This window comes from Frankia gtarii, from assembly GCF_025403375.1.
GTDB classification, from domain to species: Bacteria; Actinomycetota; Actinomycetes; order Frankiales; family Frankiaceae; genus Frankia; species Frankia gtarii.
In genome coordinates this window covers 22,145-48,743 of record NZ_JAMPTM010000020.1, presented here as the reverse complement: position 1 = coordinate 48,743, position 26,599 = coordinate 22,145, and the positions used below count along the sequence as shown (strand labels likewise).

Sequence of the window (26,599 nt, the reverse complement as noted above, 5' to 3'; positions counted from 1 at the left end):
CACCGCGGCGGTGAGGGCGGTCGCGGCGGCCACCAGGCTCGCCGGTTCCAGCGGGAGGGCGAGGATGTCGACCGCCCCGGCGCGGCGCAGAATGGCGCGTTCGTGAGGGTCGGTGTCCTCGGTGAGAACGAAGGCCGGAATGGCGGCCGCGGTGGGGTCCGCCGCGAGCTGGGCGAGCAGTTCGGGTGCGGTCGCGTCGGGCAGGTCGTGGTCGAGCAGGATGAACGCCGGCCGCGCGCGGCGCACCGCGTCGACCGCGAGGGCCGCCCGCGGCACGGTGACCGGGTCGGCGGACAGGCTCCCGGTGAGCATGTCCGCGACCGCTGCCCGCACGGCCGGGTCCCCGCTGACGTGCACGACCCGAAAACCACCGGGAGCCGCCCGGCGCCCGGCCGTGGCCGGGCCGTTCCCCCCACCGACCCCGGAGACGCCCGCGTGCCGCCCTCCGTAGGCACCCTCGACGGCACCGTCCCGGCGGGCCCGCCCGTTGCCGGCTTCGCCGTACCCCGACTGGCCGTACCCCGACTGGCCGTACCCCGACTTGCTGTGACCGGCGCGTTCGTGACCGGTCTCGGCGTAATGAGCGCGCCCATGGCCGGCGTCGCCGTACCCCGACTGGCCGTACCCCGACTGGCCGTACCCCGCTTCGCGGTAGCCGGAGCCGGAGCCGCCGAGATGATCACCGAAACCGTCGTCGTCCTCGTCGGGGTCCTCGAAGCGCATGTCGACGGCGTCGAGCACGACGGCGAACACGCTGCCGACCCCGTACCGGCTGGCGACGGTCAGCACCCCGCCCATGGCGGTGACCAGGGCGTGGGACAGGGCGAGCCCCAGCCCGCTGCCCTCGATCCCGCTGCGCTCGGCGCCGAGCCGCTCGAACGGACGGAACAACCGGTCGATCGCCCGCGGGGACAGGCCCGCGCCGTCGTCCTCGACCTCGATGCGGATCCGGGAGCCGGTGATCGGCACGATGCCGACCCGCACGCTGCCGCCCTCGCGGCCGTACTTCAGGGCGTTGCCGACCAGGTTGAGCAGCACCTGCCACAGCCGGCGGCGGTCCGCGTCGGCGATGAGCGGCACGGCCGGGTCGATCACGCGCCGGATGCTGCGCTGGGCGGCGAGCGGTTCGACCAGCTCCACCACGCCCTGGACGATGTCGAGGACGTTGACCGGGCCCTTGTTGATGTCGCCGCGACCCGCGCGCAGCCGAGCCAGGTCCAGTACGTCGTCGATGAGCGCCTGCATGTGCCGGCCGCCGGTGATGATCCGTTCGACGTCGTCGTGCAGGTCGGGGGTGAGTGGCTCCAGCTCCAGTAGCTGGGCGAAGCCGAGCATCGCGTTGAGGGGGGTGCGCAGCTCGTGGCCCAGGCGCGCGATCAGCTCGTCCTTGGCCCGGGAGTCGTTCTCGGCGATCTCGCGGGCGCGCTGGTCGGTGGTGTCGCGGGCGAGCAGGACCAGCCCGCCGTCCGGATCGCGCCGGATGGTCACGTGGTGGGGCACGGTCGCCCCGGTGGGGTCGACCAGCCCCACGGAGCCGCGCCACTGCCCGGACTGCGCCAACGCGGCCGTGACGGCCTCGTCGAGCGCCGCGCGGAACGCCGGGTCGACGACCTCGATGAGGTCCCGCAGGTGCGGGTCGCGGGGGATCCGGTCACCGAGGAACGTGCGGGCCGCGGCACCCAGGTCGGTGACATGACCGTCCGCACCGACGACCACAGCCAGGTCCGTCAGCGCATCGAGCAGCGTGCGTGGCCCCACCTACGCCTCGTCATCCGTTTTCTTCCACCCCACGGCGGGCAATGGTAGGGCGTGCCGTCAGGGACCGTTGTCCCGGGTTTGCGTAATCGCCCAAGCGGGGGTCGATCGCGCAACTTTTCGTGACAAGTCACTAGCTTACCGACCCATCCGTTTTGTCAACGTAGCAGGCGCGTGGCGCTGCGTCGGAGGGATGGCCGCGGGGGCACCGGCGTGGTAGGTCTGATCGCATGCTGGTTGCCTTCAGTGTCACGCCCATCGGAACCGGCGAGGGTGTCGCCGAGCTGGTCGCCGAGGCGGTCCGCATCGTGCGCGCCAGTGGCCTGCCGCACGAGACCAACGCCATGTTCACCACGATCGAGGGCGAGTGGGACGAGGTGATGGACGTCGTGCGCCGGGCCACCGAGGCCGTCGGCGGCCGTGCCGGCCGGGTCAGCCTCGTGCTCAAGGCGGACCTGCGTCCCGGCGTCAGCGATGCCCTGCACGGCAAGGTGGCGAGCATCGACCGACTGCTCGCCGGGGACGAGGCCGGTTGATCCAGGCCGCCGGACGCCGCGGCGGACAACGGGCCCCGAAAAGTCCTCCACCGGCAGGGCCGTCAGCCCCGCCCGGATGTCACGATGGAGGCATGCAACGTAGGCCACCAGTCCCATCCGGATCGCCGCGGGGTGCGGGAGGCCCGGGACGACCCGGGCGCATGCCCGACAGCCTCGGCGGTCTGCGCCTCGCCGGCGCCGTCCCGCTGGACCCGAAGCCGGCCACCCCGCCTCCGCCCGCGAACGCCGGCCCCGCCGCGACAGGCACCGCCGCCGGCACCGACGGCGCGCCCGCCGGCCCCGTGGTCATCGACGTCACCGAGGAGAGCTTCGCGAGCGACGTCGTCAGCCGCTCGATGCAGGTGCCGGTCGTGCTCGACTTCTGGGCGTCCTGGTGCGGTCCCTGCAAGCAGCTCAGCCCGGTGCTGGAGAAGCTGGCCGTGGCCGACGGCGGTCGCTGGGTTCTCGCCAAGATCGACGTCGACGCCAACCCGGGGCTCGCCCAGGCGGCGGGGGTGCAGGGCATCCCGGCGGTGAAGGCCGTCGTCGGTGGGCGCATCATCGGTGAGTTCACCGGCGCCGTGCCCGAGCGCGAGGTGCGCAACTGGCTCGACCAGCTGCTCTCCCTCGTCGACGAGGCGACGGGCGGGGTGCCCGGTGCGGCGGCCGGGGATCCGGCGCGGGACCCGTACCTGGCGGCGGCGGAGGATGCGCTGGCCCGCGGCGACATCGACACGGCGGTCGAGTCCTACCGGGCCCGCCTTGCCGAGGCGCCGGGGGACGCGGAGGCGCTCACCGGCCTCGCCCGCGCCGAGCTGCTGCGCCGGGTGCGCGATCACGACCCGGCGGACATCCGCAGGCGGCTCGCGGCCGATCCCGACGACGTCGACGCCGCGATCGCCGCAGCGGACCTGGGTATCGCGCAGGGCGACGTCGCCGGCGCGCTCGCTGGCCTTGTCACGGTCGTGCGGCGCACGTCCGGTCCGCAGCGGGAGCAGGCGCGCGCCCACCTCGTCGACTTGTTCCAGGCGCTCGGCGACGCCGAGCCCGCCGTCGCCCCCGCCCGTCGCTCCCTGGCCGCAGCCCTGTTCTGACGTCGGTTCCTTCCGGCGAGCACCGAGGGGCTGGATGTGGTCACAGCACATGACCGCGTCCAGCCCCTCGGTGCCGTCGAGCCCCCCACAGCCATCGCCGGCCAGGGCATCGGCGCTCGCCGCCGAGCCCGGCCGCACCCGGTTCTGATGCGCTGAGCTTCGGTTGTTCGTCCGCCCGAGCGGACACTGCCGCCCGCCGGCTCGGTCGAGTTCCTGTCGTCCGCGACCGAATCTTTCCAGGAATGCCCCCGTCCCATCGGATGTGGGGTTTCCTTGATGGCGGAACCCGTCGGCGAGCAGCATCCGGCCGTCATGGCCGGACCGGGCGGGACCTGGGCGGCGCCATGGGCCGGACCGGCCGGCCGATCGCGAATCTGGTCAAAACTGGGATCGAGGCCGCAGAGTGTCCGCGGGCGGTCAGGGGGCTGGCCGAGATCAACTTACGCCTGCAACACAGCTACGAATGTTCCGGACCGGCGCCGGCCTGCCCGCTGATCACCGAATGGAATCCGGCGCCGCAACCGGAGGCTGGGCCGTGGGCACCCGGCTGGCGCCCATGGCTACCAGCCGGGTGTTCGGCCCCTATTCGGGCACCAGCCAGACCGACGCGAGCGGCGGCAGCGTCAGGGTCGCGGAGGCGGGCAGGCCGTGGTGGGGTTCCTCGACGGCCTGCACGGCGCCGAAGTTGCCGACGTTGCCGCCGCCGTAGCGCTGCCCGTCGGAGTTGAGCACCTCCCGCCAGCGGCCGGGGAAGGGCAGACCGAGGCGGTAGCCATGGTGGCCGACTCCGGCGAAGTTCGTGACGCAGGCCAGTACCCCGCCGTCCGTCACCTCCGCGCCCGCCGGGCCGTTGCCGACCGCCGGCCCATCCGCCATGCCGGCTCCGGCCGGCTCGGCTCCGGCCGGGCGGCCGGCGGCGGAGGCTCCGTCCGACCAGCGTAGGAACGAGAACACGTTGTTGGCGGTGTCGTTGGCGTCGATCCAGGAGAAGCCGGTCGGATCGCTGTCCCGGCGGTAGAGGGCCGGGGTGGATCGGTACAGCTCGTTGAGGTCCGCCAGCAGGTTGGCCACGCCCCGGTGCGCCGCGTCGCTCAGCAGCGGCCAGTCGAGCGAGGCGGCCTCGTTCCACTCGTTGTCCTGGCCGAACTCGCAGCCCATGAACAGCAGCTTCTTGCCGGGATGCGCCCACATGTAGGCGTAGAGCGCGCGCAGGTTCGCCAGCTGCTCCCACCGGGAGCCCGGCATCTTGCGCAGTAGTGAACCCTTGCCGTGGACGACCTCGTCGTGGCTGAACGGCAGGACGAAGTTCTCCGAGTAGGCGTAGACCATCGAGAACGTCATCTGGTGGTGGTGGTAGCTGCGGTGCACCGGCTGGCGGGAGTTGTAGTCCAGCGTGTCGTGCATCCAGCCCATGTTCCATTTGAACCCGAACCCGAGCCCGCCGAGATGGGTGGGGCGGGTGACGCCGGGCCAGGACGTCGACTCCTCGGCGATCATCATGACGCCCGGGAAGCGCCGGTAGACCGTCGCGTTGGTCTCCTGAAGGAACGCCACCGCCTCGAGGTTCTCCCGGCCACCGTGCACGTTCGGCACCCAGCCGCCGTCGGGGCGGGAGTAGTCGAGGTAGAGCATCGAGGCCACGGCGTCGACCCGCAGGCCGTCGATGTGGAACTCCTCGAACCAGTACACCGCGTTGGCGACGAGGAAGTTGCGCACCTCGTTGCGGCCGACGTCGAAGACGTAGGTCCCCCAGTCGGGCTGCTCGCCTCGGCGCGGATCGGGGTGCTCGTACAGCGGGGTGCCGTCGAAGCGGCCCAGCGCCCAGGAGTCCCGGGGGAAGTGCGCCGGCACCCAGTCGACGATCACGCCGATGCCGGCGTGGTGCAGCGTGTCGACGAGGTGGCGGAACTCGTCCGGGCTGCCGAAGCGCGCTGTCGGCGCGTAGTACGCCGACACCTGGTAGCCCCAGGAGCCGCCGAACGGGTGCTCCGCGACGGGCAGCATCTCCACGTGCGTGAAGCCGTTGTCCAGGACGTAGGCGGTGAGCTGGTCGGCGAGCTCACGGTAGGACAGCCCACGCCGCCACGAGCCCAGGTGGACCTCGTAGACGCTGATCGGCTCGGCGTGCCAGGCCGTGCGGGCGCGCCGGGCGAGCCAGTCCTGGTCGTCCCACGTGTAGTCCGAGTGGGTGACGACACTCGCGGTGGCGGGCGGGACCTCGGTGCGGAACGCCATCGGGTCGGCCTTCTGCCGCCACACCCCGTCGAAGCCGAGGATCTCGTACTTGTACCGCAGCCCGACGCCGGCGCCGGGCACGAACAGCTCCCAGATGCCGCTGTGGCCCAGCGAGCGCATCGGGAACGCCCGGCCGTCCCAGAAGTCGAAGTCGCCGACCAGGCGCACCCCTCGTGCCGACGGCGCCCACACGGCGAAGCCCACCCCGGTGACGGTCGCACCGCCCGGGGTCGTCAGCTCGCGCAGGTGCGCTCCGAGCACCTTCCAGAGCTCCTCGTGCCGACCCTCGCTGATCAGGTGCAGGTCCACTTCGCCGAGAGTCGGCAGGTGGCGGTAGGGGTCGTCGACGACGTGTGAGTCGTGCGGGTAGGCCACCTCGACGCGGTAGTCGGGCAGGATCCCAGGCAGCGCCGCGGCGAACACCCCGCCGCTGTGCAGCCGGGTCGCCGGGTGGCGGTCCTCGCCGACGAGCACGGTGACGGCGCTCGCGTCGGGACGCAGCACCCGCACGACGGTCGTGTCCCCGGCCGGGTGCGCCCCGAGCAGCGCGTGCGGGTCGTGGTGGGTGCCGTTGACGAGCCGTTCCAGGTCCTCCCGGGCCAGGCCGATCGACGCGGCCGGCGCCTGCGCGGTGGCGCCGACGGGGCTGCCGAGGCCGGCGGCTGCGGAATCGGTGGTCGGGGCCGCGTCGGGGCCGACCGGGGTCGGCTGGTCGCCCGTCGCCGTCGGTGCGGCGGTGTCCGCGCCGTCGAGGTCGCGAAGGCGTCCCGGCTCCCAGTCGGCCAGAGCCACGCGGCCCGATCGGCCGCGGACCGGCGCGCTCGGCGGATCGAGGTCGGGCCGGCCGGTGATCTGCCCGGCGCCGCGGTGTCCCGTCCGCGCCGTGCCGTTGTTGACGTCGCCGTTGTTCACTGGGACACCCCTGCCTCTCTCTTCGCGATGGGGCTGATGGTCTGGCTGACCGGTGTCGGCGGCGGGTCGATCCGCCCCGCGCCCGCTCATTCGGCCGGCGGGTGGGTCTGGGTGAGCCGCTCCACCGAGGCCATCGGGATGCCGATCCACCCCGGCCGGTGACGCACCTCGTACAGCACCTCGTAGACGGCCTTGTCGAGCTCGAACGCGCGCAGCATCGCCGCGTCCTCCTGCGGGTCGCGACCGGCCACGGCGCCGTACCCCCGGCAGAAGGCCTCACGGTTGCGGTCGGCCCACTCCTGGGCCCGGTAGACCAGCGCGGGTTCGTCGCCCCGCTCCAGCAGCATGGAACGGGCAGCGTAATCGAACGAGCGCAGCATTCCGGCGACGTCGCGCAGCGGTGACTCCAACCCCACTCGCTCGATGACCGGGCGGGCCGGCTCGCCCTCGAAGTCGAACAGCACCCAGCCCGAGTCGACCCGAAGGACCTGGCCGAGATGCAGGTCGCCGTGCAGTCGCTGAAACGGCCGGGGATGGACGACCGACGGTGCCGCGCCGGTCAGCTCGTCGTAGCACTTGCGCACGGCGGCCTCGAAGGGACGCAGCTCGGCGATCGCCTCGACGGCGGCGTCGAGGCGGCCGTGCAGGTAGGTCACCAGGGCGCGCAGCGCGTCCGCGGTGGGCTGGCGTGTCGGCAGTGCCCGGGCGAGGTCCGCGTGCACCTCGGCGGTGGCCGCGCCGAGCCGCTCGGCCTCCGCGGAGAAGTCCCCGCCGACCTCGTCGGCATGCAGGTCGGCCTCGGCGTAGAGGTCGCGCACGCTGGCCAGTGCCAGCCGCCAGCCCTCGGTTCCGCTGCGCAGGTACTCCTGGAGGAAACCGAACGTGGTCGGCTGCCCCTCGAGTTCCCCGGAGAACCACGCGACCGGGGCGGCGACGTGCGTGCTGCCGGATTCGGCGAGGGCCCGGGTGACCTCCAGGTCCGGGTTGAGGCCCGGCCAGAGCCGGCGGAACACCTTGAGGATGTAGGCGTCCCCGTAGATGATCGAGGTGTTGGACTGTTCCACGCCGACGGCGTGCGCGGGCAGGTCGTCCAGCACCCGCGTCGACTCGGCGACGAGGTCGTCCCGGCGGGCGGAGCGGCCGAGGAACTGCAGCAGGGCGGAGCTGCCGTCGGGGTCGTGCAGCCCGTCGTACACCAGCCCGCCGCCGCACTCGCCGATCAGGAAACCCTCGTGGCCGAAGGGGGCGTCGGCCCGGATCACCATGGGCACCTGGTAGTGGTCCGGCGGCCCGTGGTCGTAGTCGACGTCCACGACGAGCAGCCGCAGCGGCTCGAAGACGGAGATGTCCCGGCGGATCCGGATCCGCCCGACGCCGCGGCCCTTGCCGGCGAACCAGCGCTGTCGAGGAAGCCAGTCGGTCAGCAGGCCGGTCAGCTCGGCGTGGTGGTCACCCATCCTCGACCTCCCGATGCCTGTGCTCGACGATCATCGTGTGCACCTAACGTCGAATATCCCGAAAGTTACCTTTCGTCGGCCGTGTTGCGCGTACCTCCGCGGCGACCTCGGTGTTCCCGCCGACCCCGTCCCGCGGTCCGCCGGCCGCCCCTGGTCTCACCTGACCCGGCCATCGTCACCAAGGTCATCGTCACCAAGGTCGGGTCCTGCGTCCTACTCTCCCCCCGACGGCCTCAGGGGGCTAGGGGGTGAATTCCCCCGGTACGGTCAACGCGAACCAGTAATGTCCGTGTCCGGGCAACGTCAGAAGGTAAGGCAGCTCACCGATCGGCGGGAAGTGCACCCGGCCGAGCAGCTCGACGGGCACCAATCCCTCGAACCGCCGCAGATCGAGCTCCACCGGCTGGGCGAAGCGGGACAGGTTCGCGACACACAGCACCCGGTCGTCGCCGAACTCGCGCACGTACGCGAAGACCGACGGATTGGACGCGGCCAGCTCCTCGTACGTACCCAGACCGAAGACGGGATGGCGCTTGCGCACCTCGATCATCCGCTTCGTCCAGGCCAGGAACGATGTCTGCATCCGCTGCCCGGCCTCGACGTTGAGGGCCTGGTAGCCGTACACCGGGTCCATGATCAGAGGCAGGTAGAGCCGGGCCGGATCGGACGTGGAGAAGCCGGCGTTGCGGTCGGGCGACCACTGCATCGGGGTTCGCACGCTGTCCCGGTCGCCGAGGTAGATGTTGTCGCCCATGCCGATCTCGTCGCCGTAGTACAGCACCGGGGACCCCGGCAGCGACAGCAGCAGGGCGGTGAACAGCTCCATCTGGTCGCGGCTGTTGTCCAGCAGTGGGGCCAGCCGGCGGCGGATGCCGATGTTCGCCTTCATGCGGGGGTCCTTGGCGTACTCCGCCCACATGTAGTCGCGCTCGTCGTCGGTCACCATCTCCAGGGTGAGCTCGTCGTGGTTGCGCAGGAAGATGCCCCACTGGCAGTTCGGCGGGATCTGCGGCGTCTGGGCCAGGATCTCGGAGATGGGATAGCGCGACTCGCGGCGCACCGCCATGAAGATGCGCGGCATCAGCGGGAAGTGGAACGCCATGTGGCACTCGTCGTCGTTGCCGAAGTACTCGACGACGTCGGAGGGCCACTGGTTGGCCTCGGCGAGCAGCACCCGGTCGGCGTACTTCGCGTCGACCTCCTTGCGGACCCGCCGGAGATACTCGTGGGTCTCCGGCAGGTTCTCGCCGTTGGTGCCGTCCCGCACGTAGAGGTAGGGCACCGCGTCGAGCCGGAAACCATCGATGCCGAGATCCAGCCAGAAGCGCAGGACCTCCAGCATCGCCTCCTGGACATCGGGGTTGTCGTAGTTCAGGTCGGGCTGGTGGGAGAAGAAGCGGTGCCAGTAGTACTGGCCACGCACCGGGTCCCAGGACCAGTTCGACTTCTCCGTGTCCACGAAGATGATCCGTGCCTCGGGATACCGCTCGTCCGTGTCGGACCAGACGTAGAAGTCCCCGAAGGGCCCGTCCGGATCCGACCGGGACGCCTGGAACCACGGGTGGGCGTCGGAGGTGTGGTTCATCACCAGGTCGGCGACGATCCGGATACCGCGACGGTGTGCCTCGTCGACGAGGCTGACGAAATCGCCGAGGTCACCGAACTCGGGCAGGATCTGGAAGTAGTCGCTGATGTCGTAACCGCCGTCGCGCAGCGGCGAGGAATAGATCGGCAGCAGCCACAGGCAGTCGACGCCGAGCCACTCCAGATAGTCGAGCTTGGAGATCAGACCGCGGATGTCGCCCGTGCCGTCGCCGTTGGAGTCGGCGAAACCCCGGATGAGTACCTCGTAGAACACGGCCCGCTTGAACCAGTACGGGTCGCGGGACGTCTCTCCGACGGGACCGGCGGGGGCCGGGCGGGGGATGTCGTCGCCGATGGGCTCGCTGAGCGGCTCCGGTTCCATCACGACCGGGCCCGCACGGTGAGGATGTGCGCGGGCTCGACCGACGGATCGAGCCGGACGTAGTTGTCCCGGCTCCACTGATAGGTCTCGCCGGTGATCTCGTCGGTCACGTCGAAGGAGTCGTCCCAGCCGAGGCCCAGGGCGGGCATGTCGAGGCGCACTGTGGTCTCCCGCGCTTCGTGCGGGTCGAGGTTGACGATGACGAGCACGGTGTCGGCCGGACCGCCTGGTCCGCCCGGGCCGTCCACCTCGGCCAGCCGCTTGGAGTAGACGATGAACTCGTCGCCGTCGGCGTGGTGCAGGTGCAGGTTGCGCAGCCAGTGCAGCGCCGGGTGGGCTCGGCGGATCTGGTTGAGCCGGGTCAGGTAGGGCGCGAGCGAGCGGCCCTCGCGCTCGGCCGCCGCCCAGTCTCGCGGCCGGTACTGGTACTTCTCCGAGTCGAGGTAATCCTCGCCGCCCGGCCGGACCGGGGCGTTCTCATACAGCTCGTATCCGGCATACACACCCCAGGTCGGCGACATCGTGGCCGCGAGCGCTGCCCGGATCCGGAACGCTGCGGGCCCGCCCTCCTGCAGGTAGCCCGGCAGGATGTCCGGGGTGTTCACGAAGAAGTTCGGCCGCATGTAGTGGGCGGCTTCGATCAGCTCCTGGGCGTACTCCTCAAGCTCCCATTTCTGGTTGCGCCAGGTGAAGTACGTGTAGGACTGGGTGAAACCGATCTTGGCGAGGGTGTGCATCATCGCCGGCCGGGTGAACGCCTCGGCGAGGAACAGCACATCCGGCTCGGTGGCCTTCACCTGGCCGATGAGCCACTCCCAGAACTCGACCGGCTTGGTGTGCGGGTTGTCCACCCGGAAAATTCGCACTCCGTGCGCGGTCCAGTGCCGGACGACCCGCAGGATCTCCTGGTACAGCCCGGTCGGGTCGGTGTCGAAGTTCAGCGGGTAGATGTCCTGGTACTTCTTCGGCGGATTCTCCGCGTATGCGATCGAGCCGTCGCTGCGCACGACGAACCACTCCGGGTGGTGCTTCGCCCACGGATGGTCCGGCGCGCACTGCAGGGCGAGATCCAGGGCGATCTCCATGCCCAGGGAGCGGGCCCGCGCCACGAACAGGTCGAAGTCCTCGATCGTCCCCAGGTCCGGGTGCACGGCGTCGTGGCCGCCGTGCTCGCTGCCGATCGCCCAGGGCGAGCCGGGATCGTCCGGGCCGGGAACGAGGGTGTTGTTCGGACCCTTGCGGTTGATCTCACCGACCGGGTGGATCGGCGGCAGATACACCACGTCGAAGCCCATCGCGGCGATAGCCGGCAGGCGCGCGGTGGCGGTGAGGAAGGTCCCCGAGCGCGGCGGGTCGAGGGTCGCCCCCTCCGAGCGCGGGAACATCTCGTACCAGCTCCCGTACAGCGCCCGGGGTCGGTCGACCCAGATCCGGTACAAGGACGAGCGGGTGACCAGCTCGCGCAGCGGGAAGGCGTCCAGCAGGCTCGTCAGCCGAGGGTCGAGGGTCGCGGCGATCCGTTCGTGGGGATCGTCGCGGGTGTCGTCTCGCAGCGCCGCCACCGCCCGGGCGAGCTCGGCGCGGCGCCCCTCCGGCACGCCCGGCAGCGCCCGCAGCAGCAGGCGCGCGCCGTCCTCGAGGTCGACCGCGAGCTCGTCGACGCTCTGCCCCGCCCCGACCTTGAGCTCGATGCCGTGCCGCCAGGTGGCGACCGGATCCGACCACGCCTCGACGCGGTACCCCCACAGGCCCTCGTCGCCGGCAGTGATCTCCGCCTCGAGCCGGTCGGTCCCGACACCCGCGGAATGCATGCGGATGAACGGCGTGCCCTGGCCGTCGGGACCCGACAGCACGACGTTCGCCCCGATGAGATCGTGACCCTCGCGGAACACGGTCGCACCGACAGTGAGATTTTCGCCCACGACCGCGCGCGCAGGCCACTGCCCGCACGACACGACCGGGGTCACATTGGAGATGACTACCCGGCCTACTGAACGTCCGATCATCATGGCGACCTTATCCAGACGAACCACACCTCAATGGTCCGCCCTGCACGTGGCGAATAGCGACACCTCTGCGTGAACTGCCTGGGGCCTCCGGATGGGTGATTGTTGGTGTTGGGGTGGGTCCGCCGGCCCCGTCCGGATGGTTCCGCCGGAGCCGATGTTCCCCAGTTGCGGCGTCCACGAACGTCCGAACCTCGTCTGTTGTGCCGTCCGGCGTGCACTTTCGCTGCCGTACCGGTGACAGTGGCGGGTCAGGCGCGGGTTTGGTGGACCCGCCCATCGTTGATGATGCGTTGGGTGACCGGATGGTTCATGTTCCACCCGCGTTACCGGCGAGTGAAGTGACCGCCCGATCGGGTCATCGCGAGTCGGGTCCGGATCCTGTCGAATTCGCGACGGCGCGCGGGCCCGCGGCCTGGACGGGTAGGACGCTGCGGTCACGGATGGACCGCCGGTGGGAACCTCGCGCGTGACTCGTTCGTCCCGCAGAGCAACACGTACCCCGGCACGTGGCTTCGCGGGCGGAGAGTGACCGTGCTGTTCGCGCCGGGCAGTACGCTGCCGGCGCCCGCCCGCCCGCCGGGGTACCGGGGTCACCTGGAGGCGCACCGCGCTCCCGTACAGCGGCCGCCGCCCCGCGTGGTGGCCCCCAGACAACGCAGTTCGACGTACAGCAGGAGGAACAGTGGGAGTCAGTCTCAGCAAGGGCGGCAACGTGTCGCTGTCCAAGGAGGCGCCCGGCCTGACCAACATCGTGGTCGGCCTCGGCTGGGACGTGCGTAGCACGACCGGCGCCGACTTCGACCTCGACGCCAGCGCCATCGCGTGCCGCGCCGACGGCAAGGTCGTCTCGGACGGGCACTTCGTCTTCTTCAACAACCTCAAGAGCCCCGAGGGTGCGATCGAGCACCAGGGCGACAACCTCACCGGTGAGGGCGAGGGCGACGACGAGGCCATCTCCGTGAACCTCACGTCGCTGCCCACGGAGATCGACAAGATCGTGTTCCCGGTCTCCATCTACGAAGCGGACTCACGCCAGCAGAGCTTCGGTCAGGTCCGCAACGCCTTCATCCGCATCGTCAACGGCACCGGCGGCACCGAGATCGCCCGCTACGACCTCACCGAGGACGCCTCCACCGAGACGGCGATGGTCTTCGGCGAGGTCTACCGGCACGGGGCGGACTGGAAGTTCCGCGCCGTCGGCCAGGGCTACGCCTCGGGCCTGGCCGGCATCGCCCGCGACTTCGGCGTCAACGTCTGACCCGGTCCGCGTCACTGCGCACCACGCCGGGCAGCGTGCCCGGCGACCGGGTGGCCGGGGCTGGTCCTGTGACCGGCTCCGGCCACCCCGCAGGCGCCCGTCCGCCGGCCCGGGACGACCGGCGGCCACGCAACGTGCTCCATCACCTGGCGTGTGTGGAGGTAGTGCGCGGGTAGGGGCGTGCTTATTCGGTGTAACCCATTTGTCAGGTCGCGCCCACCGGACGAGCAGCTACGATGCCGTCGACCGCCGCTCCGGGCCAACCGGCCGCGGGCCGACGCGGTCTCCGGCGAGTTCAGGCGACGTGGCGGGATCCGACGGACCGCGGATCCGCCCGCGCGGCGCGACCGGGGTCTGGCGATCGGTCCGGGAAGGTGTTGATAGGCGTGCACGCCTTGCGGATCTTCGGGTGGTCGTTGGCGATCACCGCGATCGGGGTGGTCGGAGCGGGGGTGATCGGCAGCCCGCGGGATGCGGCCATCGTGGCCATCCTCGCCGTGCTCGAGATCAGCCTCTCCTTCGACAACGCGGTCATCAACGCGACGATCCTGCGCCGGATGAACCCGTTCTGGCAGAAGCTCTTCCTGACGCTGGGCGTCGTCATCGCCGTGTTCGGCATGCGGCTGCTCTTCCCGATCGTCATCGTGGCGCTGACCGCGCACATCGGCCCGGTCAAGGTCTTCGACCTGGCGCTCAACGACAGCGCGCAGTATGCGGAGAAGCTCGGTGACGCGCACCCGGCGATCGCCGCGTTCGGCGGGATCTTCCTGTTCATGCTGTTCCTGGACTTCCTGTTCGACACTGAGCGGGAGATTCAGTGGATCAAGAAGCTGGAGGAGCCGCTGCGGCGCGCCGGCCAGCTCGACGTGATCCCGACCGTGATCGGCCTCATCGCGCTGCTCGTCGTGGGCGAGGCGTTCTCCGGTGACCACACCCAGCAGGTGCTGACCGCGGGCGTCGCCGGCCTGGCCACCTACCTCGGGGTGCGTGGCCTCGGGGAGTTCTTCGAGGCACGCGGAGTCGGCGCCGAGGAGGACGACGACGCCGACGCCGAGACCGCCGGGGACTCCGGGAAGTCGGCCGGCACCCCGCGTTCCTCCGGGCCCCCGAAGCTGGTGCTCGCCACCGGCAAGGCGGCCGCCTTCCTGTTCCTCTACCTGGAGGTCATCGACGCGTCGTTCTCGTTCGACGGCGTCGTCGGCGCATTCGCGATCTCCCAGAACATCTTCGTCATCGCCACCGGCCTGGGCATCGGCGCGATGTACATCCGGTCGCTGACCGTGTACCTCGTCCGCCGGGGCACTCTGTCCGAGTACATCTACCTCGAACACGGCGCGCACTACGCCATCGGCGCGCTGGCAATCATCCTCGCCATCTCGATCGAGACCGAGGTCCCGGAGATCGTCACCGGGCTGGTGGGAGTGGCCTTCATCGGCCTGGCGCTGGTGTCGTCCATCCTGCACCGCCGCCGGCACGCCGATGCGGACTCCGAGGACTCCGCCGGCCCGGTCAGGGGCGACGAGGGCGAGGGCGGTCAGGGTCAGCCGCGCGAGGCGGTGAGTACGCCGCTGTAACACCGCCGCGGCCAGCCGCGGTCGGCGACGGCGGACGGCGGACGGACCGCCGGGCGTCTCGCTCATCGCGTGGGCGCCGCGGTCTGGAGCGGTCCACCGCGGATGTGACATCGTCGGGGCGACATCGGCGCAGCCGGCGACCATCCACCCACCGGCCGTATCCGTCCACCGATTGCAGATCACCAATCCGGCAACCGCAAAGGAGCGGACCATGGGCATCGATTACTCCAAGCGTCCCAGCGCACCACCGGCCGGCTCCGGACCGGTTTCGCTGAGCAAGGTGACGCTGACGAAGTCCGCGCCATCCGTGTCGCTGAGCAAGCAGGGTGGCGGCGGCCGGCTACACGTCAACCTCAACTGGAACCAGAATCCGGCCGGCGGCCAGCAGCAGAAAGGCGGCTTCCTCAAGCGGGTGCTCGGCGCCGCCGGTGGGGGCATCGATCTGGACCTGGCCGCGCTGTTCGAGCTCGCCGACGGCCGCTCCGGCGTGGTCCAGGCGTTGGGCGACGCGTTCGGCTCCTTCGACGGCCCCCCCTACGTCAATCTGGACGCGGACGACCGGACCGGTGCCGCCGTGGGCGGCGAGAACCTCTACGTCAACCTCGCGCAGATCGGCCAGATCCGCCGGCTGCTCGTGTTCGCCTTCATCTACCAGGGCGTGGCCTCGTTCGACCAGGCCGGCGCGGTGGTAACCCTGACGCCCGCTCAGGGTGCCCCGATCGAGGTACGCCTCGACGAGCAGGCCGGCGGCGCACGGATGTGCGCGATCGCCCTGCTGACGAACACCGGCAATGACTTCACGGTCAGCCGTGAGGTCCGGTACGTCAGCGGCCACCGCGAGCTCGACCAGGCATACGGCTGGGGGCTGGACTGGACCGCCGGCCGTAAGTGAGACACGCCGGTACCTCGCGATGACCCCCCCGGTCCCGCCGCCCGGCGGCGAGGAGGATCGATACCCGATGTTCCAGCCACGCCGCGATCCCGCGCCCCGCGGCCGGGGAAGCTGGTTCCCGCCCGGCGGGGCGCGCTCCGGCCCACCGGGCGAGGAGGTTCCCGGTCCCTCGGATCCGGATCCGGATCCGTTGGAGCCCGACCCGTTGGAGCCGGATCCGCTGTCGGCCACCGGCGACCCGGGACGGGACCCACGGGGGGCGCGGGACGGGTTGGAGCCGTACGGCGCCGGTGGTTACTCGCCGTGGCGAGGACCGAATCGTTCCACCCAGGACCGAGCTGTGCCGGATCGAGCTGTGCCGGACCGAGCTGTGCCGGACCGGACAGCTTTCGAGCGGTCGGAGCGGGACGCCGGGCCCCTGCGTGACGACCTTCTTCGCGGCTGGAATCCGGGGTCGGCCGGCCGAGGCCCGGGGGACTATTTCGCCCCGCCCGAGCGCACTCACCGCTCCGGCGGGTCCCAGGAGGTTGGCGGGGGGGAGACTGCCGGGTCCGGCACCCACTGGGACGAGTCCGTACCAACAGGGGTGCGCGGATTCGGGGTGCCTGCGCTCGGCGCGGCCCCGCCGCTCGACCCGTACGCGCGCACGGGTCGCGATCGTCCCGGTGCCCTGGACCCCCTCCGCGCCGATGACCTCCGCGGCGCCGATGACCTCCGTCACTCTGATGACCTCCGCCACTCTGATGACGCCCGCCACTCTGATGACGGCCCCGGCTCCGCGGTGGACGCCCTCGGCGGTGCGGCGACGAGTACGGACGCCGTCGACGTGGCGCCCGGCACCGACGGCTACGACGGCCAGCGCTGGCTTGACGAGCCGGCGGACGGCTACCTCGATGAGCGTTACCCGCCTGCCGCGCGGCGCTACGCCGCTGACCCCCAGCATCTGGCCGAATCCGTCCACCACGCTGCAGCGGACCCCGCCTACCAGGCCGATCCCGGGCGTCAGGTGGATGGCGCGGATCAGGAAGATCTCGCCTACGAGGCCGACCTCGCGGATCCAGACCACCCCGGCCGTGTCGAGCAGGCAAGGACGGGAGGTGTCGGCCTGGACGCCGAGGCGGACCCGGGCGGCCCGCGGTTCGACGGCGCCCGGCGCCCGTACCCGCAGGAACTTGAGCACTCCCGCCGCCTGGACTATCCGGACCTGCTCGCGCCGGGGGAGCGCGACAGCTCGGGCGAGTATCCGCACGAAGTGCAGCCCGACGACCAGATGGTGGCGGAGTTCGGACGGTATGCCGAGCTCGCCGGGCCGGCGGGCGGCGCCGGGCCGGCGACCGAGGTGTGGAGGTCCGACGAGGCCGAGACGACCGCGCTCGGCGTCGACGACGAGGTGCTGCGAGCGGCCGGTTTCGCGGTACCGCCGGCGACGGGTACCCCGCCTGTGCCCGGCGAGTATTCCGATGCCGCCGGGTGGGACGGGGGCGAGAACGCCACCTCCGACCCGAACCCCGGGGACGGCCCGAACCCCGGGGACGACCCGTACTCCGGGTATTCCCGATACGACCTTCCCGAGCCCGGCGGCTGCCGGGAGGACGCGAGTACCGGGAGCGAGGACGTCCTACCCCTGGGCGATGTCCTCGCGACATACGACGCCGCAGGCGATCCGGCGGATTCGGACTGCCACGGTGGCCCGTCCCATCCCAGTGACCCGGATCACCTTGGCGACCCGGATCACCTTGGCGACCCGGATCACCTTGGCGACCCGGTGGGCTCGCCCGTTTCCGGCTCCGACGACGATGTGGACGAGGTGTTGGCGGTGGCAGTCGACCGGGGCGCCGGTCGGGGGGGCGAAGACGGTCGTGGCCAGGACGTCGGCCGCGACGAGGCCGCCGAAAGGCTTTGGGTGTCGGGGCGCGTGGAAGACTCCGCGCCGCCGCCTCCCCTGCGCGGCGGGCGGCCGGTCACCGGGCCGGCGGGGGACGGCGATCTGGCCGGGTCGATCGGCGCGATCCAGGCGGTGGCCCTCGAGCGACTCGCCGGCCAGGTCGACGAGCTCGCCCGGCTGCGCCGCCACGACGCGGAGCTGGTGGACCGGCTGCACGCGGAGAACAGCCGGCTGCGCGCCGGTGAGCTCACCGAGGCGATGGCGCCGCTGCTGCGGGGCCTGATCCGGCTGCACGATCAGATGGGTAGCCTGGGGGCGGACGATCCGCAGAGCGTCGCCGGCATCCTGCGCAAGCAGCTGCTCCAGGTGCTGGACCTGGCCGTGGACGTGCGGCCTTATACGGCGGTACCGGGCGGGACATTCGACCCGGCGCGGCATCTGGGTTTGCGGCGGGTGGCCACGGACGATCCGGGACGGGACGGGACTATCGCCCGCACCGTGCGACCCGGCTTCGTCCGTGGCGAGACGACCGTCGTCCGGCCCGCGGAGACCGAGGTCTACCGCTCGCGCTGAGTCGCGGTGGCGGCGAACGCTGACGAGACTTGCGAAGGGAAGAGTTCAGACGGTGGCGGGTACCAAGGTGTTCGGGATCGACCTGGGCACGACCTACTCCTGCATCGCCCAGGTCGACGAGTACGGCCGGCCAGACGTGATCCGCAACATCGAGTCGCAGCCCACGACGCCGTCGGTCGTGCTGTTCGACGGCGGTGGCGAGGGCACCACGTCCTTCGTGGTGGGCACCCAGGCCAAGAGGCAGGCCCGCATCCGCCCCGACGACGTCGCGCGGCTGGTCAAGCGGCACATGGGCGCGTCCGACTGGCGTTTCGTCGCGCACGACGTGGAGTACAGCGCCTCGGCGGTGTCGAGCCTCGTGCTCAAGGCGCTCGCCGCCGACGCGGAGCGGGCGACCGGCACCCCGGTCACGGACGCGGTCATCACCGTGCCGGCGTACTTCGGCGACGAGGAGCGCAAGGCCACCAAGCTCGCCGGTGAGCTGGCCGGGCTGAACGTGGTCGACATCATCAACGAGCCGACGGCGGCCGCATTCGCCTACGGTTTCGGCCAGGACGGCGCGGAGGAGTCGACCGTCCTGGTCTACGACCTCGGCGGCGGCACGTTCGACACCACGGTCATCCGGCTCAGCGAGGGTGCGATCACGGTGGTGGCCACCGACGGCGACCACGAGCTCGGCGGTGCGGACTGGGACAACGAGCTCGTCCGATATCTGGCGCAGAAGTTCACCGAGGCGCAGCCCGACGCGGGCGACCCCCTCGACGACGTCTACGACGAGCAGGAGCTGCTCACCGCGGCCGAGGACGCCAAGCTCGCGCTGTCCGGGCGGGACAACGTCGATGTCCTCGTCGTCCACAAGGGCAGGCGGGTGAGTGTGCCGGTGACCCGGGCGACGTTTGAGGAGATCACCGGGCCGCTGTTGCGACGCACCCTGGATCTGACCGGTTCCGTACTGGAACGGGCTCGGGAGAAGGGCGTCGAGAAGATCGATCTGTGCCTGCTGGTCGGCGGCATGAGCAAGACCCCGGCGGTCGCCCGCCGGCTGGGGGAGTCCTTCGGGCTCACGTCCCGGCTCGTCGACCCGGACCTGGCGGTGGCCAAGGGCGCCGCCGTGTACGGGCAGAAGAAGGCGCTCGAACGCGAGGTCCACTCGGATCTGGTGGCCAGCGGGGCGCTGCGGCCCGATCAGGACCTCACCGCGGCCGACGACGCCGCGGTGGAGAAGGCGGCGGCGGCCAGCGCCGGCGCCGCGGGGCTCGCGACCGCATCGGTGGTCGACCTCGTCCGCACCAAGGTCACGAACGTCACCTCGCGCGGCTTCGGGATCTTCGCGGAGGACCGCGGCGTGCCGGTCGCGGCCTTCCTCGCTCACCAGAACGACGCGCTGCCGATCTCGGTCACCCGCACCTTCTACACCGTGACCGACGATCAGGCCGAGGTCGACATCCGGGTCTTCGAGCAGGGCACGACCGCCGAGTCCACGGAGATCGACGACAACAAGGTGATTGTCGCCGGGGCGATCTCCGGGATTCCGCCGGGTCACCAGCGCGGCACGCCGGTCGAGGTCACCTTCTCGATGGCGGGGGACCAGACAATTCGGGTTACCGCGGCGCACGAGGGTGCCGCCACCGCGCTGGTTCTGCAGGTGCGTGCCGGGGTCGGTTCGGAGGAGATGCGCGCGATCGAGTCGGCGAAGGTCAGCCTGCTCAAGCAGCGGGACTGAGCCGGTCGATCCCGCGACCAGGGACTTCTCCCACGGCCCAGGAAAAACCCGCTCGAGAAGTGTTATGAGCTGCCAATTTCCCACGTACGCAGGCGCTTCCGGGTGTCGGCCCGGTAATCGGTAGGGTCAGCCGGGACGCACGGCCAGGGTCGGGAATCGCCGCCAGACGGTGATACCGGCCCCTGATCCACAAGGATCAGGCTGGGCGTCTGCGGCGTCCGGGACCCGGGGCGGGGCGCCGCTTCGTACTCTCGGATGTGGGGCCTGCCGGATGTAGGGCGGTAAACTGCCGCCCCACGTTCGGCGCCCGAAGACGGGCCGGTTGCCGGTCTGTTCGACGGGCACGGCGGTCACGTGGGACGAAGGTGGATCCTTGAGCGCGGCGTTCGATGGCAGCGGCTACCGCCAGCGGGTGCTCGCACCGCTGCGGGCGGGCTCCTTCCTGGACACCGCCGACCCTTTTCTCATCGCCGGTCTCGACCCCACCGTCCCGTACACCGACTCCGACATCGGGGCCCATCTTGTCCGGGTTCTCGCCTTCCTACAGCGGGAGCGCAACTCGGCCAAGTACGCCACGCTCGCCACCGAGCTGGTACGCCGCCGGGGGGAGTGGGAGGAGCCGCTGCGCGACGCGGAGTCCCGCGAGCGGGTCCGCGTACACGTCCTCGCCGCCCGGCGCAGCGGTGACGCGGAGCGGCTGGCCAAGGTCGACGGCTACCTCGCCACCGTCCGGGATCGCTTCGGCGGCATTCCCGCCTCCCGCGTCGACGGACTGCGCCGGCTCGCCGCCGCCGCCGGGGTCACCGTCGAGGAGTTCGACGCCCGGCTCAGCCGGGAGCAGATCATCGTGGACGGCGTCGGCGGCGGGGTGGAGCCACTGCCGCCCGAGGTCCGCCGCCAGATCGCCGAGCGGCTCACCGAACTGCGCGCCCTGCGTGGCGGGGACCGGGTTTCCAGCGCGTCGCTGTGGGCGTTCCTCGGGCTCGCCCCCGACGCCTCGCCGCAACGGCTCGCCGCCGCCTACGCCGCGGTGGCGGCTGCCAACAGCCGCCGTCCGCACGACCGGGAGAAGACGGTCACCGCAGACCTGCTGGCCCTCGTCTCGACCCGGCTCGTCGAGGGCGACCCGGCCGCCTACACGGTCGGCCTGATGGCGGACGCGGCCGACGAGCTGCGTCCCGCGGTGGAGGAACACGTCGTCCTCGACGGCGAGCTCACCGCCGTCGCCTTCGAAGGTCTCGTCCGCGCGGCGCTGGCCACCGGGCGCGGTCTCACCGCGGCGCAGGCGAAGTCCGTGGTTCTCGGGGTGGCGCGCAAGCTCGGCGCCGCGGTCAACGTCGGCGGGGTCGTCGACTACGTCGTCTGCCCCGGCTGCGGGCGCCCGGAGGCGGCCGGCGCCGCCCGGCACTGCCGGTACTGCGACACCGACCTCTACGCGACCTGCCCGTCCTGCGGCTCGATGACCGAGGCCGCCGCGGTGGTCTGCCGACACTGCGGGCACAGCCTGCGCCAGGCTCGAGAGGCGGCGGAGGCACTGGCCGCCGTGCGCCGCGCGCTGGAGGGCGGGCGGCCCCGCGAGGCCGGCGACCTGCTCGCCGCCGCGCATCCGGTGCTGGTCGCCGTCGGCGGTCCGGTCGCCGGCGCCGCTGAGGAGCTCGGCGCCCGGGTCTCCGCGGCGCTCGGCGCGGCCGACGCCGGCTGGCGGGCCCTGTCCGAGGCCCGCGCGGCCAGCCGGGCCGACGCCGCCCTCGACGACGCCCGCTGGCTCGCCGCGCAGGCAGCGGACGTGCCCGGGCCGGACGGCCGCGGCCCGGCCGAGGTGCTGGCCGAGCTCATCGCCGCCCAGGCGGTGATCCGCCGGCGGGTGCAGGCCGCGCGGGCGCTGCCGCGCGAGGCTCAGGAGGCCGCCCTGGCCGCGGTCCTCGCCACCGCCGCGGACAACCGGGAGGCGTTGGCGGCGTTGGCGGCGCTGCCGCTGTCGTCGCCGTCGGACCTCGTCGCGGTCGCCGGCCCCGACGGCTCGGTACAGCTGCGCTGGCGGGCGTCGCCGTCGGTCGGTGGGCCCGTCTCCTACCGGGTGGAGCGCGTCGTGCTCGTCGAGGGCGCCGCGGCGACGCTGGGCCGGCGCAGCCTGGGCACCACCCGGTCCACCGAGCTCTACGACGCCGGCGCACCGGCGTGGACGCCGGTGCGCCACGAGGTCACCGCGATCTGCGGCGAGCGCCGCTCCGAGCCGGTCGCCACGCAGCCCGTGGTCTGCACCCGTGACCTCGCCGAGCTGCGCGCCGAGCGGACCGCCGCCGGGATCCGGCTGAACTGGCGGCTCGACGGGGCCCTGTCGGTGGTCACGGTCGAGCGGATCGCCGCGCCCGGCTCGCCGGTCAGCCAGCCGCCCCGGCGGGCCCGGGTCACCGGCGGCGTCTTCCATGACACGGACGTCGTCGTCGGCGCGACGTACCGCTACCACGTCTTCGTCGAGTACCACGACGCGGCCGGGCATCCCGTCCGCACGCCCGGCGCCGAGGCCGAGGTCGAGGTGACCGCCCGCCCGAGGCCGGTGCAGGATCTCGCCGCGGTCACCACCAGCGGGCGCACCACGCTGCGCTGGACGCCGCCGCCCGGCTGGGAGGTGCGGATCTACGCGACGCCGGCGCCCGGCGGTGCCGGCGTCGAACCGGGCGGCACCGGGCCGCGGTTCGGGCCGGGTTCGGGTCCGTTACCGCTGCCCGGTGCCGGCTCGGGTCCGCTGCCGCTGCACGGTTCCGGCCCGCTGTTCGTCGGCGGGCTCGGCGCCGAGGGCGACGACGTCCAGCTTGCCGCCATCACCGGACCGGTCCGCCTGGTCGGTGCGAGCCGCACGGGACAGGCTGCGGAGTCCGCCCCGGTCGGCGAGGTGATCTACACCCCGGTGACGGTGCACGGCGAGACGGCTGTCGTCGGCCGGGCCGTGCGGCACGTGGTGATCGAGCCCGTGCGCGACCTACGCGCCGACGACCGCGGCGAGTCGATCGTGCTGTCCTTCCAGATGCCACCCGGGGTGACCGAGGCGCGGGTGCTCTGGCGGCGGGACCGCACGCCCACCGGCCCGGACGATCCCTACGCCGCCAGAGCCAAGGTCACCAACACCAGCCTGGAGATCAAGGGCGGCTGGCATCTCGCTGCCCCGGCGGACGGTTGGGCCTACCACGTGGCCGCCTATCCGATGTACCGGGCGGGCGGGATCGCCCGCGTCGCGACCGCCGGAGTGGCGGTGCTGGCCCGGCCCGCGACCCGCAGCGACCCGCCGCCTCCCACCTCGTCCGGACCCGCCACCGGCGGTCACCTCGTCGGCAGACTGGGGGGCGGGCCCGAAGGCATCCCCGGTGGTCCGTTCGCGGGGCGGCCTGCCGCCGGGCCCGATGCGTCCGGCTCGGATCCGATCACCGCCGCGCATCCGCTGGGAGGCCCGGCCCAGCCGCGCACCGGCGCCGTCCTGCTGCCCGTGCCGGTCGGCGCCCGCCAACCGATGGCGGGCCACCAGCCAGGCGGTGCCCGGGGGCCCGCGCATGGGGAGCACCCACCCACGAACCCGTTCGGTGTCCTGCCGGTGCCCCTGCTCCCGCCGGCAGGTGCCGGCGAACCGGTCGCGGGCGGCCCGGCGCAGGCGTGGCAGACGCGGTTCGCGCCCAGCACACCCGGCCCGGTCGTTCCTGGGAGCGCGACCCCGACCCCGACCGGTGCCCAGGGGGCCGGGGCCGACGATGCGCTGACCGGGCCGATGCCGCCTGCGCCGCATCCCGTCCCGCTGATCCAGCCGACGGTCACCTACACCGTGAGCCGCTCCGGGTGGCGGCGGCGGACCCTGCGGGTCCAGGTGCATACCTCCGGCCCGGCCGGCGAGCTGATCCTGTTCGCGCGGCCGGGCACAACGCCGCCGCGGGCGGCCGCGGAGGCCCATGAGCTGTCCCGGCTGGCCGCCGTCGATCAGGCCGTCACCCGCACCATCGACGTCACCCTGGACGGGGCGCAGCTGCCGTGGGGTGTCCGGCTGTTGCCGGTCCTGATGCATCCCACCGGCTGGACGGTCACGCATCCGGACGACGAGGATCTGGTCGTCCGCTGATCGGCTCGATCCGTTCGGCTCGATCCGTTCGGCCGGATTGAGTCTCTCCATGCTGCGGTTTGATTAACAGTTGTCTTTCGGTGGCCGCCGGGCGGAGATATCACGCCAGATCTGCAATGATGGCACTACTACGGAAAGTATTCGTCCTAGTGCTGTTCCTTGCAGGCGGTGTGCCCCTTACGATTGGGTCCATCACACGTAGTTCCAGCACCGGTCAGGTGGGTGTTCGACACCTGGTCGGAGCACCTGTCGAACCGTCCTGACTCCGAGGTTGGAGGCGGTCGGCATCACGGACGGGCCGCAGTGGCAGCCCGGTCGACGCACCCGCCGCGGTGTCGTCGAGCTCTGGTGGCGCGCTGGGTGGTCGCGTAAGCGGCCGCTCGGAGGGGACGTTCCATCAACGGTCGTGATCCGACCATGCTCCGTTGTCGGTGTGCGGTGCGCTCGGCAGGTGCGTCTCACGCCAACTCCGAAAGGCAGCGCGCGAGCATGGTCTCGACCTCTCGTCGCCGACCGTCCCCTCCGGTCGGCCGTTCGGTCTCCCTGTCCCATCGACCTCGTGGCGCACCCGGCCGATCCGGCCCCGGTCGTCGCCGGGCCCGCCGGCCGGTTCGAACCGGCGCCCGGCTGGGCTTGGTCTCGGTGTTCGTCCTCGGGCTGCTGCAGGCAGTCACCCCGCTGGCGCAGGCCGCGGGGGAGACGCCGAGCTCCCAGCCGTCCCCGACGTTGCCGAGTGCGGCCTCGCCGAGCGCCACCCCGACGGCCTCGACCGAGCCCGCAAGCACCGCCGCCCAGCCCGGGGTCCCGATCTCCACGATGACCCCGCAGACCAGCAGCCGGATCGCGCTGGTCCTGTTCGACGAGGACATCGTGCTCGTCGGCGGGCGTGACTTCGCCGCCGGCGACGACGTCACCGTCGCCGCCGAGACCACCAGCCTGGGCGCCAGTGCGCTGACCAAGACGGATGGCGACGGCCGTTTCATCCTGGGCTTCCGGGTCCCGGCGGACTTCAAGGGCACGGTCAACGTCAAGGCGACCCAGGGCGCCGCCGCCGCCGCCGTCGGCGCGCTCGACGTGACCGGTCCCGAGGCGGCCGCGCAGGAGTTCAAGACCGCGCCGGCACTGCCCGACCTGCCCGTGCAGCGCTCCGACGCCACCACCGGTACCGCCGGTGCCACACCGTCGACCGTGTCGCCGAGCCCGGCCGCCGCGGGGTCGCCGACGCCAGGCACCTCGCCGCAGCCGTCGCCCACCGTCGGCGTCACCGCGTCGCCCGGCCCGCTACCCAGCCCCGCATCGTCCGCGGCTGCGGGTAACGGCGGCCACCGGCCATTCGGCTCCGCCTCGCCGTCCGCCACCGTGCCGGCCGCCTCGCCGTCGGCCACCGGGCTGCCGGCGGTTCCGCCCGCCGGCCCGACCGCCACGACCGCCACCTCCGCCCCGGCGGCCGGCGGCGCGCAGGACATCGACGCCGGGGGGGCCAAGTCGGGCCTGCCCTGGCTATCCGGCTTCCAGTCGCACCAGGTCGCGCAGCTCACGGATTTCGGCAACTGGCGGGGGCGGCCCAACGACCTCGTTCACGTCTACACCGACCGCACCTCGGGTTGGGGGGGGCTCGTGCAGCCGAGCTGGCCGGTCGACCTGTTCAAGGGGTTCGCCGGCAAGCTGCTGATCAGCCAGCCCACCTACCCCAAGGGGCAGGGCAACAACGCATCCTGCGCCCGCGGTGAGTACGACTCGGAGTGGAAGAAGCTGGGCAGCTTCCTGGTCGAACACGGCCGGGCCGACTCCATCGTCCGGATCGGCTGGGAGTTCAACGGCACGTTCATGTACTGGCACACCGACGCCGACCCGGCGACGTTCCGCACCTGCTTCCAGAAGATCGCGGCGGCCATCAAGTCCACCGACTCGCAGGTGAAGATCGACTGGACGTTCAACGCGCACAACTCCCCGGTGCCCACCGGTAACAGCCCGTGGGGCGCCTACCCCGGTGATGAGTACGTCGACTACGTCGGCATCGACGCCTACGACCACTTCCCGCCGTCGAAGGACGACGCGACGTGGAACAAGCAGTGCGAGGACGTCAACGGCCTGTGCTATGTGATCCGGTTCGCCCGGGAGCACGGCAAGAAGGTCGGGGTCGGCGAGTGGGGCGTGGCCTCCTGTAGCGGTGACGGCGGCGGCGACAACCCGTTCTACATCCAGAAGATGTTCGAGACGTTCAAGGCGGCCGGCGACGTGATGGGCTACGACGCCTACTTCAGCGATCCCACTCCCGGGAACGTCTGCTCGACGATCACGAACGGCGGGCAGAACCCGAAGGCCGCCGCCGAGTACAAGAAGCTGTTCGGTACCGGATCGAGCTGACCGGGCGCCGGAGGGCGGGCCAGCGGCAGGTCGCCGGGCCGGGGCGGAGAGATCCGTCCCGGCCCGGCGTCGTTGCTTCGGTGCCGTCCGTGACCGGGACCCGCGGGACGCACCCGGTCCGCGCTGCCCGGTGCCCGGTGCCGGGGGCTCGGTCGCAGGTCGGCTGATCGTCGATGACCTCAGGGTGACGGCCGAATGTCGGCTGGCTGACGATTGTCGTTGCCTGTCGTCAGCTGCCCCCGGGCAGGTACCGTCACCCGA

The 26,599-nt window shown here is 71.9% G+C and carries 14 protein-coding genes; 9 read left to right on the top strand and 5 right to left on the bottom strand.

What is annotated here, in order from left to right; genetic code table 11:
- Positions 1-1,758: ATP-binding protein (locus tag NBZ83_RS05780; protein ID WP_261574478.1), on the bottom strand; the 1,758-nt coding region annotated here is incomplete at its 3' end.
- A 227-nt stretch (positions 1,759-1,985) separates the two neighbouring features.
- Between NBZ83_RS05780 and NBZ83_RS05775 the strand changes: the two genes are divergently transcribed.
- Positions 1,986-2,291: an MTH1187 family thiamine-binding protein gene (locus tag NBZ83_RS05775; protein ID WP_261568448.1), complete on the top strand. Its 306-nt coding sequence runs from the start codon at positions 1,986-1,988 to the stop codon at positions 2,289-2,291.
- Between the two features lie 161 nt (positions 2,292-2,452).
- Complete coding sequence (locus NBZ83_RS05770) at positions 2,453-3,385, top strand: tetratricopeptide repeat protein (RefSeq protein WP_261568447.1); 933 nt, start codon at positions 2,453-2,455, stop codon at positions 3,383-3,385.
- Positions 3,386-3,967: 582 nt separating this feature from the next.
- On the opposite strand, the gene glgB is transcribed toward NBZ83_RS05770, so the two are convergent.
- The 4 genes from glgB to NBZ83_RS05750 form a co-directional block, all read right to left on the bottom strand.
- Positions 3,968-6,412: a 1,4-alpha-glucan branching protein GlgB gene (gene glgB / locus NBZ83_RS05765; RefSeq protein WP_438803289.1), complete on the bottom strand. Its 2,445-nt coding sequence runs from the start codon at positions 6,410-6,412 to the stop codon at positions 3,968-3,970.
- A gap of 206 nt (positions 6,413-6,618) precedes the next feature.
- Positions 6,619-7,989 carry a maltokinase N-terminal cap-like domain-containing protein gene (locus tag NBZ83_RS05760; protein ID WP_261568445.1) on the bottom strand — a complete coding sequence of 457 codons (1,371 nt, stop codon included), beginning with the start codon at positions 7,987-7,989 and terminating at the stop codon, positions 6,619-6,621.
- A 241-nt stretch (positions 7,990-8,230) separates the two neighbouring features.
- Positions 8,231-9,955: a maltose alpha-D-glucosyltransferase gene (gene treS, locus NBZ83_RS05755; protein ID WP_261568451.1), complete on the bottom strand. Its 1,725-nt coding sequence runs from the start codon at positions 9,953-9,955 to the stop codon at positions 8,231-8,233.
- On the bottom strand, positions 9,955-11,964 hold the full coding sequence (locus NBZ83_RS05750; protein ID WP_261568450.1) for an alpha-1,4-glucan--maltose-1-phosphate maltosyltransferase: 2,010 nt from the start codon (positions 11,962-11,964) through the stop codon (positions 9,955-9,957). The genes treS and NBZ83_RS05750 overlap by 1 nt, the downstream gene beginning before the upstream one ends.
- Positions 11,965-12,646: 682 nt before the next feature.
- Here NBZ83_RS05750 and NBZ83_RS05745 point away from each other — a divergent pair.
- The 7 genes from NBZ83_RS05745 (at position 12,647) to NBZ83_RS05715 (ending at position 26,338) form a co-directional block, all read left to right on the top strand.
- Entirely contained in the window at positions 12,647-13,222 is a 576-nt protein-coding gene (locus NBZ83_RS05745; protein WP_261568444.1) for a TerD family protein, read from the top strand.
- 386 nt (positions 13,223-13,608) lie between these two features.
- A complete protein-coding gene (locus tag NBZ83_RS05740) occupies positions 13,609-14,796 on the top strand; it encodes a DUF475 domain-containing protein (protein WP_261568443.1) in 1,188 nt (395 codons plus the stop codon).
- Positions 14,797-15,007: 211 nt separating this feature from the next.
- Positions 15,008-15,688 (top strand): TerD family protein, encoded by a 681-nt coding sequence (locus NBZ83_RS05735; RefSeq protein WP_261568442.1) that lies wholly within the window; start codon positions 15,008-15,010, stop codon positions 15,686-15,688.
- Between the two features lie 781 nt (positions 15,689-16,469).
- A complete protein-coding gene (locus NBZ83_RS05730) occupies positions 16,470-18,146 on the top strand; it encodes a hypothetical protein (RefSeq protein ID WP_261574476.1) in 1,677 nt (558 codons plus the stop codon).
- 52 nt (positions 18,147-18,198) lie between these two features.
- Positions 18,199-19,869 (top strand): Hsp70 family protein, encoded by a 1,671-nt coding sequence (locus tag NBZ83_RS05725; protein WP_261568440.1) that lies wholly within the window; start codon positions 18,199-18,201, stop codon positions 19,867-19,869.
- A 373-nt stretch (positions 19,870-20,242) separates the two neighbouring features.
- Positions 20,243-23,971 (top strand): zinc ribbon domain-containing protein, encoded by a 3,729-nt coding sequence (locus tag NBZ83_RS05720; RefSeq protein ID WP_261568439.1) that lies wholly within the window; start codon positions 20,243-20,245, stop codon positions 23,969-23,971.
- Positions 23,972-24,613: 642 nt separating this feature from the next.
- Positions 24,614-26,338 (top strand): glycosyl hydrolase, encoded by a 1,725-nt coding sequence (locus tag NBZ83_RS05715; protein ID WP_308203346.1) that lies wholly within the window; start codon positions 24,614-24,616, stop codon positions 26,336-26,338.
- Positions 26,339-26,599 lie beyond the last annotated feature (261 nt).

Excerpts from the sequence above, each read along its gene's own strand:
- NBZ83_RS05770 (WP_261568447.1), top strand. The coding sequence starts at position 2,453 with ATGCCCGACAGCCTCGGCGGTCTGCGCCTCGCCGGCGCCGTCCCGCTG.
- treS (WP_261568451.1), bottom strand. The coding sequence starts at position 9,955 with ATGGAACCGGAGCCGCTCAGCGAGCCCATCGGCGACGACATCCCCCGC.
- NBZ83_RS05760 (WP_261568445.1), bottom strand. The coding sequence starts at position 7,989 with ATGGGTGACCACCACGCCGAGCTGACCGGCCTGCTGACCGACTGGCTT.
- NBZ83_RS05775 (WP_261568448.1), top strand. The coding sequence starts at position 1,986 with ATGCTGGTTGCCTTCAGTGTCACGCCCATCGGAACCGGCGAGGGTGTC.
- NBZ83_RS05750 (WP_261568450.1), bottom strand. The coding sequence starts at position 11,964 with ATGATGATCGGACGTTCAGTAGGCCGGGTAGTCATCTCCAATGTGACC.
- NBZ83_RS05735 (WP_261568442.1), top strand. The coding sequence starts at position 15,008 with ATGGGCATCGATTACTCCAAGCGTCCCAGCGCACCACCGGCCGGCTCC.